Here is an 18,454-nt window from a genome sequence, read left to right on the forward strand (position 1 = left end):
CGTCAGACGATGGCGGCGGTGGTCCGACGCGCGGCGCCCAGCAGGGACGCCACCGCGCAGGAGGCCAGGCGGGTCAGCTTGGCGTCGGCCCGGCTGGTCAGGATGATCGGCACGCGCGCGCCCAGCACGATCCCCGCCGCGTCGGCGTCGGCCAGGAACGACATGCACTTGGCCAGCATGTTGCCGGCCTCCAGGTCGGGCACCACCAGCACGTTGGCGTGGCCGGCCACCGGCGAGACAATGCCCTTGATCGCCGCCGCCTCGGGGCTGATGGCGTTGTCCAGGGCCAGTGGGCCGTCGATCAGGGCGCCGGTGATCTGGCCGCGGTCGACCATCTTGCACAGGGCCGCCGCCTCCAGGGTCGAGGGCACCTTGGGATTGACCGTCTCCATGGCGCTGAGCACGGCCACCTTCACCACCCCCTCGCCCTTCTGCTCGGTCAGGACCAGGGCCATGTCGATGGCGTTCTGGACGATGTGGACCTTGTCCTCGAKCGTCGGGTTGATGTTCACCGCCGCGTCGGTGACGACCAGCGGGGTGGGATGGCCCGGCACGTCCATGATGAAGCAGTGGCTGATCCGCCGCTCGGTGCGGATGCCGGTGTCGCGGGCGACCACCGCCCCCATCAGTTCGTCCGTATGCAGACTGCCCTTCATCAGGGCCTCGGCGCGGCCGGCCCGGACCAGCGCCACGGCCTTGGCGGCGCTGTCGTGGCTGTGGGCGCTGTCGATCTGCTCGAACAGCGAGATGTCCAGCTTGGCGGCGGCCGCCAACTCGGCGAGGCGCGCGGCGGGTCCCACCAGGATCGGCTCGATCAGCCGCAGCCGCGCCGCCTCGACCGCGCTGTCCAGCGAGACCGCGTCGCAGGGATGGACCACCGCGGTGACCAGCGGCGGATGCTGCTGGGCGCGGGCCAGCAGGTGCTCGAACTTCTCGTGCTTGCGGCCCCCGGCCTGGGCCTTCGGGGCGTCGAGGGTCTCAGGCATGGGCGGGCTCCGTCTTGGGGTGTTCGGCCGGGGGAGCGTCGAACAGGGCGTCGATGCGCGACAGCCGGGCCTGCGCCTCCGGCGACAGCGGGCCGGGCGCGCCGATCACCGCGTGCAGCGCCTCGAGGATCGCATGGCGCTCGTCGAAGGCAACCGGCAGCAGGCGCGGAATCGCCGCCACGGCCCGCTCCTCGTCCAGGCCCAGCAGCAGGAACTGCTCGGTGACCAGCGCCTTGACCTCGGCCCGCGAGCGGCGCTCCGGCCGGGCGGCGGCCAGGTCGCGCAGCAKGGTGAAGGCCCGCTCGTCGGCCGCGCCGCCGGGATGGCGCACGTACAGCAGGGCGCGCACGGCCGCCTCCGCCGGTCCGCCGGCCTCGAAGCGGGCGTCCAGCGCCGCGCGGGCGTGGTCCCGGCGCAGCTCGGCCCCGACGTCGCGCGGCGTCCGGGTCCCGGACGGTTCCTCGGCCCCGGCCAGGCCGACCGTCGCCTGCACCGCCGCCGCGCCATAGACGTTCAGGAACAGGGCCTCGGACGCCGCGTCGCGCGCCTTGCCCCAGGCCGTCAGGCTGGACGACACCCAGTTGGACGCCGCCCGCTCGATCGCCAGCAGCGGATTGTCGGGCGACACCGGCCGGCGGTCGGCCCGCGCCTGCTCCGCCAACTGCTCCACCGCCGGCATGAAGGGGTTGCGGTCGGAGAACAGCGAGAACCGCATGCGGTTGGGGTGCAGGGCGCGCATCGCCTCGGCCGCCCCCGGCCAGGCCATGGCCCGGATCGCCGGCTGCATCAGGGTGCGATAGAGGCCCAGATTGACCTCCGAGACCCGCGCCGCCGCCGCGAACCGGCGCTCGTCCGCCGCGTCGTTGCCGCCCAGGGCGCGCAGGTCGTCCAGCGTCCGCCGCTCCAGCCGGAACAGGTAGCGGCCGTCGATCAGCTCGGGATTGGCGGAGTCGGGCGGGACCTCGGTGATCACCGCCTCGTACAGCCCCGGCGGCATCACCTCGATCATGCCCATGCACGAGGTGAACTCGCTGTGCTCCTTGGTCGCCACCTTGCCCGAGACGAAGATGCCCAGATGGCCGATCGACTGGTGCAGGCAATAGACCAGGGTCTGGCCGTTCGCGACGATCTGGCGGTCGTCGTCATAGAGGTCGGTGATCCAGCCCAGCGCCTGCTGCGGCGGGGTGATGTCGTCGCCCCACGAGCAGAAGACGATGATCGGCGAGCGGACGGCCCGCAGGTCGACGGCCAAGCCCTCGGCGGTGCGGATCTGGCCCGAGGTCAGGCGGTTGCCGACGAACAGGTTGTCGGCGATCCACAGCATCTCGCCGGCGTTCAGCAGCACCGGGCTGCCCCACCAGGTCTCGAAGTCCAGAAACCGGTCGGCCTCGGTGTCGACCTTGGAATAGACGTTGTATGGCTTGTCCCACAGGGTGTTGGCCGGGTTCATCGACTCGAAGTTCTTGACCAGGTTGGCCCCGTCGAAGATCCCCGCCCCCAGGTCGCCAGCCAGGGCGGTCATCCAGGTCCCGCCCAGCAGGCCGCCCAGATAGCGCATGGGCGCGGCGCCCCGCACGCCCGCCCAGTAAGACAGGGGCGAGCCCGCCAGCAGGATCGGCCCGCACAGCTCCGGACGGGTGGCGGCCATGATCATCGTCTGCCAGCCGGCCTGGCAGTTGGCCACGACCACCGGCTTGCCGTCGGCCTCGGGGTGCAGGGCCGCGACCTTTTCGATCATGGCGGCCTGCGCGTTCCACACGTCCTCGATGGTCTGGTCGGGCAGCGGCTCGGGCAGGAAGCCGATGAAGTAGCAGGCATGGCCGGCGGCCAGGGCCACGCCGATCTCGCTGTCCCGCTTCATGCCGCCGATGCCGGGACCGTGGCCGGCGCGCGGGTCGACGACGACGAAGGGCGGCTTGGCCGGATCGATCCGGGTCCCTTCAGGCGGCGTGATCCGCACCAGCAGATAGTTGACCGGCCGCGGCAGGGTCCGGCCGTCCAGCACCAGCTCGGCGTCGAAGGTCAGGACGTTCGGCGCGACGCCTTCGCGGTGCTCGTAATAGGTGTTCCCCCGCCGGCGCAGGACGTCCAGGAACAGCAGCGAACGCTGCCAGGCGTCGATCCAGTAGTCGTGGACCGGCCCCAGATCGACCTGTTGGCCGATCCCGACATCGACCTTTTCCGGCATCTCAACCTCCTGTGGCGGCCACGGTCTGTGGCTTGCTCCATTCGTCGTCGGTCAGCTTCCAGCCCCCGCCGAGGGCCTTGTAGAGATTGACGACCGCGATCAGCTGGTCGCGCTGGGTCTGGGCCAGGGCCTCCTCGGCCGGGAACAGCTGCTGTTGGGCCTCCAGAACCTCGAAATAGCCGGCGCGGCCGGTGTCGTAGCGGCTCTGGGCCAGGTCGACCGACCGGCGCAGCGAGGCCACCTGCCGCTCCAGCGCCCCGCGCCGGGCCACCAGCGTCTTCTGGGCGGCCAGGGCGTCGGCGGTCTCGCCTAGGGCGACCAGGGCCGTGTGGCGGTACTGGGCGACGGTCTCGTCCCAATAGGCCTTGCGGTTGTTGTAGACCTCCTCCAGCCGCCCGCCGGTGAAGATCGGACCCGCCAGGCCCAGGCCCAGCGAGCCGACGCCGAACGTGCCGGTGTCGCCGCTGACGTCGGCGGCCACCAGGCCGGCCAGGGCCGAGAGCCCCAGGCGCGGGAACTTGTTGGCCACCGCCACCCCGATCTCGGCGTTGGCCCGCATCATCCCCTGCTCGGCCGCGCGGATGTCGGGACGGCGCTGCAAGAGCTCGGTCGTCGCGCCCAGCGGGGCGGCGGGCAGGGCCTGGGCCGCCAGGGGCCGGCCGCGCGGGATCGGTCCGGGCGGCGCGCCCATCAGCACCGAGAGCGCGTTCTCCTGCACGGCGATCCGCCGGCGGAGCTCCTCGATCCGCGCCTCGGACGCGTCGCGGTTGGCCTGGGTGCGCTCGACCGGCAGGCGGCTGTCGCGGCCCGCCTCGAAGCGCTGGTTGAACAGGTCGTAGGTCGCGCCGTAGGTGCGGGTGCTCTCCTGGGCGATGGCGATCTCGCGGTCCAGCTCCAGCAGGCGGAAATAGCCCTCGGCCACGTCGCTGGTCAGGCTCAGCAGGATGCCGCGCCGGATCTCCTCCTGTTGCAGCAGGCTGGCCTCGGCGGCCTGGTTCGAGCGCTTGATCCGGCCCCACAGGTCGAACTCCCATGAGAAGTCGAGCGCGCCCCCGATGCTGCTGTAGTCCTGGGTGTCGTTGTCCGACGGCGAGTAGGCGGACTGCGCCCCCACGTCGCCGCGATAGCCCAGCTGCGGCTTGCTCTGCGAGGCCGAGACCCCGACCAGGGCGCGGGCCTGGGCGATGCGGGCCACCGCCACCTGGAGGTCGGGATTGTTGGTCAGGGCCTGGCCGATCAGACCCTGCAGGGTCGGGTCGTCGAACACCGCCCACCATGGCAGGTCGGCCAGCGAGGCCGAGGTCTCCGTGGAAGCCGGCGCGTCGCGATAGGTCGGCGGCAGGCTGACCTCGGGGCGGACGTAGTCGGGTCCCACCGTCTTGCAGCCGGCGGTCGCCAGGACCCCCGCGGCCAGGGCCAGGGTTGCGCTTATGCGGAGCGGGCTCATCTTCGAAAGACCCCTTCTCACTTGACCGCGGCCAGCATTTTCCGGAACCGCGACAGGGTGTAGACGCTGTAGGCCGCGCCGATCAGGAACATCTTCAGCAGCGCTGGCCAGACCATCGCCGGCGTCGCGTCGCGGAACAGGACCGCCTGCGAGAAGGCCACGAAGTGGGTCGACGGCACGAACTGCATGATCTTCTGCAGCACCATCGGCATGCTCTCGAGCGGCGTCTGCCCGCCCGACAACAGGCTCATGACGATGTAGACGGGGAAGGCCAGCAGCCCGAACTGCGGCATCGAGTTGACGATCGTCGCCAGCATGATGCCCAGCGCCGTGACCGAAAACAGGTAGACGCCCAGGCCCAGGGCGAAGAGCGGGATCGAACCGGTGGCGATGGGCACCCCGATCGCGCCCTTCACCACCAGGAACAGCGACAGCATGGCGGCCAGGATCACCACGATCCCGTTGGCCCAGATCTTGGCGAACATCAGCTCGAACGGCCGCAGCGGCATGACCAGCAGGTGCTCGATATTGCCGTGCTCGCGCTCGCGCAGCACCGCCGCCCCGGTCAGGAAGATGGCCAGCACCGAGATGTTGTTGATCACCTGGTTCACGGCCACGAACCAGCTCTGCTGCATGTTGGGATTGAAGCGGGCCCGGGTCTCCAGCCCGACCAGCGGCTGGTTCACCGGATCGGTGCGGCCGGGCCACAGATGGGCGACCGTGCTCTCGATGATCTGCTGGATGTAGGAGGGCCCGCGCCCCGCCTGGCTCATGGCCGTGGCGTCGGTGATGACCTGCACGGTGGGCGGGTCGTTGTCGATGATGTCGGCCTCGAAGTCGGGCGGGATGTCGACCACGAAGGTGAACTTCCCCCGGTCCATGACGTCGTTGATCTCGCTGAAGCCGATCTCCTGGGCGGGCAGGAACAGCGGCGGCAGCATGGCGTCGCCGACCAGGCGGGCGGCCTTGGAGTCGTCCTCGTTGACGATGGCGATCGAGGCGTTGATCACGTCCATCACCGCGCTCTTGGCCGGCGTGTAGACCGAGAAGGTGAAGACGTAGCCGATCAGGAACAGCAGCACCGGGTCGCGCGCCAGGCTGAGCAGCTCCTTCAGGCCGAGCTGGAAGATATGGCCGACGGCGCGCATCGCATCAGGCCTCCTGCTTCTTCAACAGGACGACCGACAGCCCGAAATAGATCAGGGCGATCAGTCCCAGCGCCAGCACGTTGGGCCACAGGGCGGCCATGCCCAGGGCCTTGGTGAACGTGCCCACGCTGACGGCCTGGAAGTAGGTCGAGGGGAAGATCTTGGCCGCGATCGCCGCCCCGCCGGTCAGGGACGAGACGGGCACGAACATGCCGGAGAACTGCACCGCCGGCAGGATCGAGATGATGGCGGCCGCGAAGATGGCGGCGGTCTGGGTGGCGGCGAACACCGAGATCAAGAGGCCGAAGCCCGTGCTGGCCAGCACGTACAGCACCCCGCCCAGGGCCAGGACGCCGATGCTGCCCTTGATCGGCACGCCGAACACGAACACCGCCAGGGCCACCAGGGTGATGAACTGGACCAGCGACACCGCCACATAGGGCAGTTGCTTGCCCAGCAGGAACTCGGTCCGGCTGGCCGGGGCGGCGTAGAAGTTGGCGATCGAGCCCAGTTCCTTCTCGCGCACCACCGCCAGGGCCGTCAGCATGCTGGGGATCAGCATGATCAGCAGCATGATGTCGCCGGGCACCATGGCGTAGACGCTGAGGAAGGCCTGGTTGTAGAGGGCCCGGGAATTGATCTTCACCGCCGTCTGGGCCGGCGGGATGCCGCGGTCCCGGCGCACCTGGACGTCGTGGGCCTTGTGGGCGGTCTCGATGTAGCCGCGCGTCGTCTCGGCGCGGAACGGCACGGCGGCGTCGATCTGGGCGTTGACGGTCGGCTGGCGTCCCGCATGCAGGTCGTTCTCGAAGCCCGAGGGGATCTCCAGGGCGAAGCGCAGCTCGCCGTTGCGCAGCCGCCGGTCACGCTCGGCGTAACTGTAGAGCGGCGCCTTCTCGTCGAAATAGATCGATCCTCGATAGGTGTCGGCATAGGCCCGGCTGGCCGGGGTGTTGTCGTAGTCGAGGACCGAGAAGGCCAGCTTCTCGACGTCCAGCGAGATGCCGTAGCCGAAGACGATCATCAGCAGGATCGGGCCGATGACGGCGAAGATCAGCCGCACGGCGTCGTGCTGCAGCTCGATCGCCTCGCGCCGGGCGAAGGCCCAGACCCGGCCGACGCTGAAGCCCTTGGGCGGGACCGAGTGGCCCATGTCCGCCGGCGGCTCCGAGGCCGGGCCGGCCGAGGCGTCGGCCGCCCCGCCCAGCTCCTCGGCCGCCTCCTCCAGATAGCCGATGAAGGCGTGCTCCAGGCTGGGCGCGCCGCGCTCGGCCACCAGGTCGGCGGGCCGCCCCTGGGCCAGCACCTTGCCCCGGTGCATCATCGACATCCGGTCGCAGCGCTCGGCCTCGTTCATGAAGTGGGTCGACAGGAAGATCGTCACCCCGCGCTCGCGCGACAGGCGGATCAACAGCTCCCAGAACCCATCGCGGGCCACCGGGTCGACGCCCGAGGTCGGTTCGTCCAGGATCAGCACCTCGGGCTCGTGCAGCACCGCCACCGCCAGCGACAGCCGCTGGCGGATGCCCAGCGGCAGGCTCTCGGCCAGGGTGTCGGCCACCTCGTCCAGGCCGAAGTCGTCGATCAGCTCGGCCACCCGCGCCTGGCCCCTGTCGGGCGGCAGGTCGAACAGGTGGGCGTGCAGCATCATGTTCTGCCGCACGGTCAGCTCGGTGTAGAGCGAGAAGGCCTGCGACATGAAGCCGACGCGGCGGCGGGACTCGATGTCGCCGCCCTTGACCGGCTTGCCGAACAGCAGGGCCTCGCCCTCGCTGGGCGGCAAGAGGCCCGTCAGCATCTTCATCGTGGTGGTCTTGCCGCAACCGTTCGAGCCCAGGAACCCGAAGATCTCGCCCTGCTCGATGCGGAAATTGACGTGGTCGACGGCGGTGAAGGCCCCGAACTTCTGGGTCAGGCCGTGGGACTCGATGGCCGGCGGCCCCTCGGACGACACCCAGGGCGTGATCACCGGCTCCTTGTGGCCGCGCGTCTGCTCTTCGGGCAGCAGGCGGACGAAGGCGCGTTCAAGCGTGTCCTGGCCGGTGCGCCGGCGCAGCTCCTCGGCGGTGCCGGTGGCCATCACCTGGCCGGCGTTCATCGCCACCAGCCACTCGAAGCCCTCGGCCTCGTCCATGTAGGCGGTGGCGACCATGACGCTCATCTGCGGACGGCGGCCGCGGATGCGCTCGATCAGCTCCCAGAACTGGCGGCGCGCCAGGGGGTCCACCCCCGTCGTCGGCTCGTCCAGGATCAGCAGGTCGGGATCGTGGATCAGCGAGCAGCACAGGCCCAGCTTCTGCTTCATCCCGCCCGACAGCTTGCCCGCCGGCCGGTCGCGGAACGAGGTCAGGTCGGTGCTCCAGAGCAGGTCGTCGATGCGCCAGGCCCGCTCCTCGGCCGACTGCCCGAACAGGCGGCCGAAGAAGTCGATGTTCTCGTAGATCGACAGGGTCGGGTAGAGGTTCTTGCCCAGGCCCTGCGGCAGGTAGGCCACCCGCGCGGCGATGCTGTTGCGGAAGCCGGCGTCGCCGATGTCGCCGCCCAGCACCTCGACCTGGCCCTGCTGCATCTTGCGCACGCCCGCCAGGATCGCCAGCAGGGTCGACTTGCCCACCCCGTCCGGACCGATCAGGCCGATGGTCTTCTGGGCCGGGATGTCGAGGCTGACCCCGTCCAGCGACGTCACCTTGCCGTACTTGTGGGTGAGATTCCGGATGCTGGCGACGTGTTCCAGAACCGGGGGATTCATTTGGGGCCCGCCGTCGCGCCCGGCGCCGCACCAGTGCTTTGCCAGAGGTTGGTCGGCGGCGAGGTCGTCGCCTGCAGCCGGTCAGGCCACGGGGCCTTCTCGTCGAAGCGCACATAGCCCATGCCGGGCAGGCCCGACTTCACCAGGGGCTCGTACTGCCGCAGCCGCTCCTTGGGCACCTGCAGCTTGACCCGGAAGGTCAGGTTGTGGCGCTCCTCGGCCGTCTCCACGGTCTTGGGCGTGAACTGGGCGGCGGGCGACACGTAGGAGACCACCGCCCGCACCGGATATTCCTGGGCCGCGTCCAGGACGATGCGCGCCTCGGAGCCCAGCCGGACCTTGCCGGTGATCTTCTCGGGCAGGAAGACGTACATGTAGACGTCGGCCAGATCGAGCAGCGAGAACACCCGGCCGCCGGCGGGCAGCACCTCGCCCGGCTCGGCCAGGCGGCTCTCGACCCGGCCCCGGATCGGGGCGACCAGCACCGCGTCGGCGATCTCGGCCCGCAGCCGGTCGGCCGTGGCCTTCGCCGCATCGATCGACGAGCCCGCCTGCACCACCTCGGCCTGGGCGCCGGTCAGCTGGGCCTGGCCCGACAGCATGTTGGCGGTGTCGGTCTCGGCCTCGCGGCTGCTGACCGCGCCGGTCTGGACCAGCTCCTTGGACCGCCGGTTCTGCAGGGCGGCGAAGGCGTATTCGGCGCGTCGGACGGCCACCTGGGCCAGGGCCACCCGGCGGGCGTCCTCGGCGGCCGAGATCTCGGCCTCGGCCTGGCGCAGCTGGGCCTCCAGGGCCGAGGTGTCCATCCGGGCCACGACCTGGCCGACCTCGACGGTGTCGCCCTCGTCGACCAGCACCTCCTTGATCCGGCCCGGATACTTGGTGGCGATGTAGACCTCGTTGGCTTCCAGCCGGCCGTTGCCGCCCGCGAAGCCCGGCGGCAGGTCGGGCCGCGTCAGCCAGAGATAGGCGCCCACGCCCGCCCCGATMACCACCACGGCGGCGATGCCGATCAGCAGCGTCTTGCGCGACTTGCGCGGCGGCGGCGGCTTGGGCGCGGGGGGCTTGGGCGCCGGGGGCTTGGTGTTGTCAGCGGGACGGCTGACGGCAGCCGGTTCGGACATCGCATCAACCTCGCCGAAAGTCTCGGCAAGGCTAAGCCGGGCGTCCCGGGACACGATATCCGGTGAACTACCAAGCCGCCTTGGCCATCCACCGGGGCGCCGGCCGTCGCGCGACCCTCGCCCCCGCGCGGTTGAACGGCGCCCGCCCAGGGTTGAAACGGCTGGTCAAAAAACCTACAGGTCGCCGATCACTGTTATCTGGTTAAGTTTTGGTTCATACTTTCGCCAAGTTAGGGCGGGAACCACAACCGGTGGTTGGAGGGGTGGGGTTGCAGATTCTCCTTGGAATGCGCCGCGCAATCGCGGGCGCCAGCGCAGTGGCGTGCCTGGGCGCCGCCCTGTTCGCCGCCTCCCCGGCAGCGGCGCAGCTGGCCCTGCCCTCTCGCCAGGAACTGGACCCGGCCCGCGCCGCGCCGATCGCGGCCGCGCCGCGCGGCAACCTGTTCAAGGGGATCGAGGCCGGCCCCTGCGCCTTCCGCGACAGCCCCATCAAGGTCACCCTGAAGGCGGTGGAGTTCCACGGCGCGACCTCGGGAGCGATCTCCGATCAGGCCCTGGCCTCGACCTACGCCGAGTTCATCGGCCGCGAGGCGCCGCTCAGCGTGGTCTGCGACATCCGTGACCGGGCCGCCTCGCTGTACCTGCGGCGAGGGGTGCTGGCCGCCGTGGTCATCCCCGAGCAGAGGATCGCCGACGGCAAGCTGACCCTGACCGTGGTCGAGGCGCGGATCGCGTCGGTGAACTATCACGGCGACGCCGGCCCGGCCCAGAAGCAGGTCGTGCGCTTCCTCGACCACCTGCGCGGCCTGGCGCCGTTCGACCTGGACGTCGCCCAGCGCTACCTGCTGCTGGCCTCCGACGTGCCCGGCGTGCGCATCCAGTCCGTGCTGCGGCCTTCGCCCCAGGGCGACGGGGCGCTGGACCTGGACATCGCCGTCGCCCGCGACGCCGTCGACGGCGCGGTGGTGGCCCAGAACTACGGCTCCAAGACCGTCGGCCGCGACCTGACCCTGGCGCGCCTGGACCTTAACGGCTTCACCTCGCTGGGCGAGCGGACCTCGATCCTGGCCTACGGCACGCTGTCCAGCGACGAGCAGCAGGTGCTGCAGGCGGTCGAGCGCTTCTATGTCGGCGGCGACGGCCTGGCGGTCGACCTCTCGGGCTCGTGGGGCTGGACCAAGCCGGGCGACGTCCTCAAGCCGTTGGAGCTGGAGGGCGAGTCCTTCGCCGGCAGCGTCCGCCTGACCTATCCGCTGGTGCGCCACCGCAGCCGCAACCTCAACATCGGCTTCGGCCTGGACTGGATCGACCAGAAGGTCGAGTTCGGCGGCGGCGTGGCCGTGCTGACCGACGACAGCCTGCGGGTGTTCTTCCTGCGCCTGGACGGCCACTACGCCCCTGCCAGCCTGGCGGCCCATTCGGTGGCCATGACCGGCGTGATCGAGGTGCGTCAGGGCATCCACAACCTGGGCGCCAGTCCCTACGGTTCGTTCACCGCCTCGCGCTTCCTGGCCAAGCCGGACGCCACGGTGTTCCGCGCCGAGGGCGAGATCGGCGGCGCCGCCGGCCCGCTGGTCGGCAAGCTGAAGGTCGCCTGGCAGCACACGGACGACCCGCTGCTGTCCTACGAGGAATACGGCGTCGGCAACCTGACGATCGGGCGGGGCTACGACCCCTCGATGGCCTCGGCCGACCGCGCCGTCGCGGCCACGTTCGAGGTCACCACCGTCGCCCTGCCCCTGAACCACAGCAAGTCCGCCTGGCGGCCCTACGCCTTCTACGACGCCGCCGAGCTGACCAATATCGGCTTCGGGGCCAACAAGCTGGACCTGAGCTCGGCCGGCGTGGGCGTGCGCGCCCAGGTCACCCGCCAGGTGGGCTTCGACCTGACCTGGGCCAAGCCCTTCGACAGTCCCTACGGCGTGGGCGACGCGCCCCCGTCGCGCGTCCTGATCTCGCTGTCCGCCGCGTTCTAGCCTGCTGAAGTTTCCGGAGCGTCCTCCCATGACCCCGTCCCCGATCCGCCCCGTCTCCCGCACCGCCCCGCACAGCGCGCGCCGCACCCGGCTTCTGGCCGCCTCGGCCCTGTGCGGCGTCGCCGCGATGCTGGCCTCGCCGGCCCTGGCCGGAACCCTGCCGGGCATTCCCAGCGCCGCTAACATCACGGTGTCGTCGGGCGGCTCCCAGCCGACGATCAGCTTCCCCGACGCCATCACCCTGCAGATCGACCTGAACGCGCCCCGCACGGTGATCAACTGGACCGACCTGCACCTCAGCAGCGGCGACGCGATGAACTTCCTGTTCGACGCCGCCAGCGACATCGTGCTGAACAAGACCACCAGCCAGATCCGGTTCGACAACGGCAGCGTGGTGACCGGCAAGATCGGGGCGGCCACGGCCGGCAACGTCTGGTTCTACTCGCCCCAGGGCGTGATCGTCTCGCCGGGCGCGACCATGACCGCCGGGAGCTTCGTGTTCAGCCGCGGCACGGGGTTGAACGACCTGGCCTTCGTCGGCGCCGCCGATCCGCTGGCCAACCTGCGCGCCGCGACCGACGCCCTGATCCAGATGACCACGATCAGCTCGGCGACCAGCGCCTCGATCAACAGCACCGGCGACGTCGTGCTCAGCGCGTCCAGCGGCGCCCTGAACGTCCAGATCGTCGAAGGGGCGACGGTGGACGTTTCGACGACCTTGGGCTCGATCACCGTCAGCGAAGCCACCGCCACCAGCGGCGCGGCCTCGGTCGCGGCCGGCGGCCCCGGCGCGACGGTCACCCAGATCACCGGCGACACGGGCGTGACGGTCACGTCGAACAACAACACCTCGGTCGGCTCGGCCACGACCACGACCTCGGGCGACATCCTGATCACCAGCAACGGCTCGGCGTCGCTGACCCTGGGCAATTCCGCGCAAGACGTTACGATCAGCGCGCCTCAGGTCTTCGTGAGCACCGTCGACGCGGGACGCGACGTGTTCATCACCGGAACCACCTCGGCCTTCGTGACCAACCGGATTTTCGCCGGCGACGACATCGAGATCACCGCCGACGGCGACGTCACGGCGAGCGGCGCCTATCTGAAGTCGACCGGCGCCGGCGCGACCGACGACGCGCATATCCTGCTGCGGTCCGACACCGGCTTCGTCAACGCCGGCAACACCTTGCTGACCCAGGGCACGGGCGCTCAGGCCGGCGACATCACGATCCAGGCCGCGACCACCGCCACCCTCGGCACGGCCGATTCCACCCGCGACATCAAGGTCACCGGCGTCACCGCCAGCCTGGCCAACGGCTCGGCGTCGCGCGACGTCTTCGTGACCGCCACGACCGGCGGCGCGACCGTGACCACAGCGGCCACGGCCGGCGACGACGTCGAGGTCACGGCCACCACCGGCGCCGTCTCGGCCAGCGGCGCGACGCTGAAGTCCACCGGCGTCGGCGCCACCGACGACGCCCATGTCCTGGCGCGCTCGACGGGCAGCACGGTCAATGTCGGCTCGGCCATCACCCAGGGAACGGGCGCGGCGGAGGGCGACGCGACGATCAGCGCCGCCACCACCGCGACGCTCGGCGCCGGCAATTCGAGCCGCGACCTGACGGTCAGCGGCGCCAGCGCCAGCCTGACGACCGGCCAGTCCGGGCGCGACCTCTTCGTCACCGCCACGACCGGCAACGCCACCGTCACCACCTACGCCATCGCCGGCGACGATCTCGAGATCACCACCACCAGCGGCAACGTCCTGGCCAGCAACGCCAACCTGTGGGGCGGATACTCGGGGGGCAGCGACGACGGCCATGTGCTGGTGCGCTCGACAAACGGCTCGGTCAACGTGCTGTCCGCCGAAAGCCGTGGCGGCGGCGTCACTGCAGGAGACACGACGATCCAGGCGGGAACCACCGCGACCGTGGCCGGGGCCTTCGGCAGCCGCAACCTGTCGATCACGGCCGCGAACAGCTTCGACCTCAGCGGCCTCTATTCGGCGAACAACACGGCCTCGTTCACTTCGACCGCGGGCGCGATCACCGAGAGCGGCGGCTCGGTCGCCGCCGCCACCCTGACCCTGAACGGGGCGACCGGGGTCACCCTGGGCCAGATCAACAACATCACCAGCCTGGGCGCCAGCAACAGCGGCACGGGCAGCTTCACCTATCGCGACGTCAACAACTTCGCCCTGACCGGCAACATCACGTCGGGCGGGGACGTGTCGCTGTTCTCGAACAACGGCGCCATCAGTCAGTCGGCCGGCGTGATCACGGCCGACACGCTGAACGCCACGGCGGCGACCGGCGTCACGTTGAACCAGGCCAACCTCGTGACCAGCCTGGGCGTCCTGGCCAACGGGACCAGCGGGAACATCTCGTTCCACAACGACGGCGGCTTCGACCTGACCGGGAACGTCGACTCGGCCGGCAATGTCAGCCTCTTCTCCGACAACGGCGACATCACCCAGTCCGGCGGGACGCTGCACGCCGGCGGGACCTTCTCGCTGGACGGCGCCGGGCTGATCTCGGTCGGCGACCTGAGCGGGGACGGCGGCGTCGACGTGACCGCGGCCGGCGACATCGACGTGACTTCGGCCACGTCGGGCGGCGGGGTGTCCCTCCAGTCGAACGGCGGCCACGCGATCCTGCGCAAGGCCGTGCTGACCGGCTCGGGCGCGAGCGACGACCTCAGCATCGTCGCCGCCGGCGAGGCCATCCTCGGCGCCGACGACTACACCAGCATCACCAGCGACAACGTGTTCAGCCGCACGGGCGGGAGCTCGGGCGCGGCCACCATCCGGTCGACGGCCGGCGACGCGCACGCCTATCTCGACAGCAGCGCCGCGTTCACCAGCCTGGAAGGCGAAGGCGTCGACGTCACGATCAGCACCGGCCCGGCCGCGTTCGACTCGATCACGGCCAACAGCAACAACATCTATGTCGAGGCGCTGGACGGCGCCCTGACCGTCGGCTCGGCCACGGCGGCCAACGGCGACGTCGAGCTCTACAGCGCCGGCGGCGGCGACGTGACGATCACCGGCGCGGTGCACGCCGCGGGCCTGGTCGACATCGAGGGCGACGGCCTGCTGCACCTGACCTCGACCAGCGCCGTCACCAGCGACGACGAGGTGAACCTGGGCGGCGACACGGTGACGATCGAGGGCACGGTGCACGGCGACGGCCCGGTGCAGATCGGCGCCAACGGCCTGATCGACGGCACGGCGGCCATCGAGATCTCCAGCGGCGACGACCTGACGGTCATCGGCGGCACGGTCGACGTCGGGTCGCTGCAGGCCGACGGCCAGATCAACGTGGCGGCCTACGACGGCAACCTGGATATCCAGTCGGCCCATGGCGGCGTCCTGGTCCAAGTGGCCGCGTTCAACGGCGACATCTTCGTCGATGACGCCCAGGGCGACGACCTGGGCTTCGCGGCCCAGGCGCTGGTCGGCGACGTCCTGGTCAACCGCGCCATGGCCAACGGCGCCAACGGCGTCGTCGTGGTGCAGGCCGGCGGCGACGCGACGCTGCGCGGGGCCCAGGCCACCCTCGGCATCCTGGTTTATGCGTCGGGCGCGGGGAAGGCGACCTTCGGCGCCGACGACCGGGCGTCGATCGTCACCGACAACTACGCGTTCACCGCCGCCAATTCGGGCGTGGGCTGCGGCTGCGGGCCGCTTCCGGACGGACTGCAGGTCGTCTCCGACGGCGGCGACGCCGTGGTCAACGTCAATGCGCTCAGCAACCCGATCGCCCTGGTCTCCGCCAGCCCCACGGGCAGCGCGACCGTGGTCCTGACCAGCGGCGACCTGAAGATCGACCAGGTGCTCGGCTACAACATCAGCCTCGACGCCACGGACGGCACGCTGGAGACCGGCCTCACCACCATCAGCGGCGGCGACTACACGATCGCCGCCCACGACTTCCTGGGCGACGCGCTGACCCCGACCCTGTCCGGCGGCCTCATCCACGACGTCAGCATCAGCGACCGGCTGGGCGACCTGGACCTGGGGACCGCCGCCATCCATGCCGACCACTGGCTGACCATCCTGGCCTCGGACGGCGCGGTGACCGGCGCGGCCCAGCTGAGCGCGGGCAGCGGCTTGAACGACGGCCGGGTCGTCGTGACGGGTGAAGGCATCGCCCTCGACACCGTGTCGAGCGACGGGTCGGTGACGCTAGAAGGCGGAAACGGTCTGGTGGACGTGGCCACCAGCCTCGACGTCTGGGGAAACTACAATCTGCGTGGCGGCGATTTCGCCAACGCCGCCCTGACGCCCCAGGGGAGCATGCTCGGAACCTGGGCCATCCAGGACCGGGTCGGCGGCTTCGACTTCACCGGCAAGACCCTGCACTACGGCGGCGCCGTCCAGCTGTTCGTGGACGGCGTCGTCAACGGCGGCGACATCACCGTGGACACGGGCAACATCTATGCCGAGGTCGACAGCGGACACCTGGGCACGCTCACCGGGCCCCAGTTCGTCGGGGCGACCAGCATCGCCGGGGGCATCGACGTGGACATGATCGTGGCCGGGACGACCGCCCGGGTCTGGGCCTCGGACGTCGGCACGGCCCGCCTGGGCGGAGCGATCATGACCGGCCCAGGCGCCGCGCAGGTGGTCGTCAAGGCCTATGAGGGCGACGCTATCCTGGGGGCCGCGACGCCGGGCGCGATCACCGCCGCCAACCTCGTCGCCTCGGCCGGCGCGACCACGACGGTCGACGTCACCGGCGTGACGGGGCGGGTCGACGTCAATCTGGACCACATCACCGGCGCGAACCTGACCACGGTCGACGCGGCGCTAGGCGCGGCCGTCAAGGTCGCCAACGGCGCCCTGGCCATCGACCAGCTGACGGCGGGCAGGACCTCGCAGGTCAGCGGCGGCGGCGACACGCGGCTGGTCTCGGCCGACGTCACGGGCGACCTGACGGTGACCTCGACCGCGGGCGGCCTGCGGTTCGGCGACGCCACGCCCGGCCGGGTGATCGCCGCCACCGGCGCGCTGACCCTGAACGCGGCGACCGACATCAGCCAGCAGGGCGCGCTGCACGCCTTCGACCTGGGCGTGACCTCGGGAACCGGCGTCGTCCTGCTGGGCGCCAACCAGGTCCGGTACCTGGACGCGGTGACGGTCTCGGCCGGCGGCTTCGCCTTCCACGACACGCTCGGCTTCGACCTCTACGGCGCGGTCAACGCCGTGGGCCAGACGGTGGACCTGCGCTCGGACGGCGCGATCGGCCAGGTCTCGACCGGCACGATCACCGCCAGGACCCTGAAGGGTTCGTCGGTGGGCGGGGCCGACTTCGGGGCCTTCAACCAGGTGGCCGAGCTGGGCGACTTCTCCAACACCGGCGGCGGTCTGCTGAGACTGGTCGAGGGCCGGTCGCTGACCGTGACCGGGACCGTGTTCAGCACCGGGCGCGTGGCCCTGACCTCGCACGGCGGCATGACCATCGCCGCCGGCGGCGCGATCCGGGGCGACGGGACGGGCGACGCCGTGACCCTGGTCTCCGACGGGGTGTTCACCAACGCCCGCGGGGCCGACGCGGTGACCGCCGGCAACGCGGCCGGCCGCTGGCTGATCTACACCCAAGCCGTGGGCAACGCCCAGGGCTCGACGGCGGGCAACAGCTTCAACGGCCTGTCGGGCAAGAGCTTCTACGGTTCGGCGTACGACTTCTTCAACGAGCGGTTCGCCGTGACGCCCAACGCCGGCAACCGCTTCGTCTACGCCTACCAGCCGATCCTGACGGTGACGCCGGTCAGCCAGACCGTGACCTACAACGGGTCCATTCCGACGACCTCGGCGATCATCACCGGTCTGGTCAACGGCGACCTGTCGGCCGAGGCCATCACCTGGTCGGGCGCTCCGCTGGTGGCGGGCGCGACCAGCAAGAACGTCGGGACCTACGCCCTGACCGCCAACCTCGGCGGCCTGTCGTCGGACTTCAACTACGCGTTCGCCGGCGGGACCGGCTCGCTGCGCATCGATCCCAAGGCCCTGACCGGCGTACTGACCGCCAACAACAAGACCTATGACGGCGCGACCGCCGCCACGGGCGCGATCAGCCTGACCGGCGTGCTGGCCGGGGAGACCGTCACGGCCTCCGGGACCTACGCCTTCGCCGACAAGAACGCTGGGGTCGGCAAGACCGTGACGGCGTCTGGCGCCGTCCTGGCGGGCGCCGACGCCGGCAACTACAGCCTGACCAGCGTCAGCACCGCCCTGGCCGACATCCTGCGCCGGTCAGTGACGGTGGCGGCCGACAACGGACACAAGGCGTTCGGCCAGCCCGACCCGACCCTGACCTATCGCGTCACGGCGGGCTCGGTGGTGGCGGGCGACGCCTTCACCGGCGCCCTGGCCCGCGACGTCGGCGAGCTTGCCGGCGACTACGGGATCGTTCGCGGCACGCTGGCCCTGTCGGCGAACTACGACGTGACCTTCACCGGGGCCGTTCTCACGATCCAGCCGATCCCGTCGAACGAGCGCGGCGACGGCTCCTCGACGCTGAAATACATCACCCAGTCGCCGGACTTCACCCTGGACTGGGATCCGGAGTCCCATCTCAGCACCGAAGGCCAGTCTCCGCCGGTCCAGAGCGGAGCCCTGTCCGGCGGCGGCAAGGTGGCGGCCCTGCGTTAGGGGAATGCAGATTTGATGGCCTTGGGGTTTGATCCCCTATTGTCGTCATCCCGGGCCTTGTGCCCCGGGAACCCTGGTTCAGCTCGCACGTGAGGCGCATTGGCGCGCCGGCGCGCCACCCAACCGCACCTGCGGCGGACAGAGGGGTCCCGGGCACAAGGCCCGGGATGACGACCTCTTG

At 70.6% G+C, this 18,454-nt stretch carries 8 protein-coding genes; 2 read left to right on the top strand and 6 right to left on the bottom strand.

What is annotated here, in order from left to right; all coding sequences use genetic code 11:
* Positions 1-2: 2 nt before the first annotated feature.
* The 6 genes from AC1U89_RS08675 to AC1U89_RS08700 are packed head-to-tail and all read right to left on the bottom strand — an operon-like array spanning position 3 to position 9,642.
* Entirely contained in the window at positions 3-986 is a 984-nt protein-coding gene (locus AC1U89_RS08675; protein WP_479899317.1) for a phosphate acetyltransferase, read from the bottom strand.
* Positions 979-3,174, bottom strand: coding sequence for a DUF3141 domain-containing protein (locus AC1U89_RS08680; protein WP_479899318.1), 2,196 nt, complete (start codon positions 3,172-3,174; stop codon positions 979-981). The genes AC1U89_RS08675 and AC1U89_RS08680 overlap by 8 nt, the downstream gene beginning before the upstream one ends.
* A 1-nt stretch (position 3,175) precedes the next feature.
* Positions 3,176-4,621 (bottom strand): efflux transporter outer membrane subunit, encoded by a 1,446-nt coding sequence (locus AC1U89_RS08685; protein WP_479899319.1) that lies wholly within the window; start codon positions 4,619-4,621, stop codon positions 3,176-3,178.
* A gap of 17 nt (positions 4,622-4,638) precedes the next feature.
* Positions 4,639-5,769: an ABC transporter permease gene (locus AC1U89_RS08690; RefSeq protein WP_479899320.1), complete on the bottom strand. Its 1,131-nt coding sequence runs from the start codon at positions 5,767-5,769 to the stop codon at positions 4,639-4,641.
* 4 nt (positions 5,770-5,773) lie between these two features.
* Entirely contained in the window at positions 5,774-8,518 is a 2,745-nt protein-coding gene (gene rbbA, locus AC1U89_RS08695; RefSeq protein ID WP_479899321.1) for a ribosome-associated ATPase/putative transporter RbbA, read from the bottom strand.
* Positions 8,515-9,642, bottom strand: a complete 1,128-nt coding sequence (locus AC1U89_RS08700; protein WP_479899322.1) for an HlyD family secretion protein — start codon at positions 9,640-9,642, stop codon at positions 8,515-8,517. The genes rbbA and AC1U89_RS08700 overlap by 4 nt, the downstream gene beginning before the upstream one ends.
* Positions 9,643-9,929: 287 nt before the next feature.
* Here AC1U89_RS08700 and AC1U89_RS08705 point away from each other — a divergent pair, with 287 nt between their 5' ends.
* A complete protein-coding gene (locus tag AC1U89_RS08705) occupies positions 9,930-11,618 on the top strand; it encodes a ShlB/FhaC/HecB family hemolysin secretion/activation protein (RefSeq protein ID WP_479899323.1) in 1,689 nt (562 codons plus the stop codon).
* Positions 11,619-11,646: 28 nt separating this feature from the next.
* Positions 11,647-18,273, top strand: a complete 6,627-nt coding sequence (locus AC1U89_RS08710) for an MBG domain-containing protein (protein WP_479899324.1) — start codon at positions 11,647-11,649, stop codon at positions 18,271-18,273.
* Positions 18,274-18,454 lie beyond the last annotated feature (181 nt).

Source organism: Caulobacter sp. 05T431 (genome assembly GCF_056665975.1).

Coding starts and splice junctions, on each gene's coding strand:
- AC1U89_RS08705 (WP_479899323.1), top strand. CDS start 9,930: ATGCGCCGCGCAATCGCGGGCGCCAGCGCAGTGGCGTGCCTGGGCGCC.
- AC1U89_RS08690 (WP_479899320.1), bottom strand. CDS start 5,769: ATGCGCGCCGTCGGCCATATCTTCCAGCTCGGCCTGAAGGAGCTGCTC.
- AC1U89_RS08685 (WP_479899319.1), bottom strand. CDS start 4,621: ATGAGCCCGCTCCGCATAAGCGCAACCCTGGCCCTGGCCGCGGGGGTC.
- AC1U89_RS08710 (WP_479899324.1), top strand. CDS start 11,647: ATGACCCCGTCCCCGATCCGCCCCGTCTCCCGCACCGCCCCGCACAGC.
- rbbA (WP_479899321.1), bottom strand. CDS start 8,518: ATGAATCCCCCGGTTCTGGAACACGTCGCCAGCATCCGGAATCTCACC.